The 331-nt window shown below is 79.2% G+C and carries 1 protein-coding gene; it reads right to left on the reverse strand.

What is annotated here, in order from left to right; genetic code table 11:
- The coding region (locus tag DEF28_RS27860; RefSeq protein WP_374058248.1) for a hypothetical protein at positions 1–331 on the reverse strand (331 nt) is incomplete at both ends.

Consider the following 331-nt stretch of genomic DNA (forward strand, 5'->3'; position numbering starts at 1 on the left):
GAGGTCGAGCTGGTCGCGCCACATGTTGCGCTGGTCGCGCTCCATGGTGTCGCGGGCCTGCCGGGCCGCCTCGTCGGCCGCGGTGACGGCGCGGTCGTGGCGGGAGACCGTCTCCCGCCGCACGGCCCGGTCGCGCTGAGCGGCACGTGCGTCGCGTTCGGCGGTGCGGGTCGCCTCCTTCGCCGCCTCGCGGGCCCGCTCGGCGTCCTGCTCGGCCTGGTGGCGGGCGTCCTCGGCGGCCTTCTCGATCCGGGCGGCCTCGCGCTCGGCCTCGGTGGCGTCCGAGCGCAGCCCGGCCGCCTCCTCGCGCGCGCTCCGCTGCCGGTCCGGT

Origin of the sequence: Marinitenerispora sediminis, assembly GCF_003336425.1 — a bacterium.
Taxonomy (GTDB): Bacteria; Actinomycetota; Actinomycetes; order Streptosporangiales; family Streptosporangiaceae; genus Marinitenerispora; species Marinitenerispora sediminis.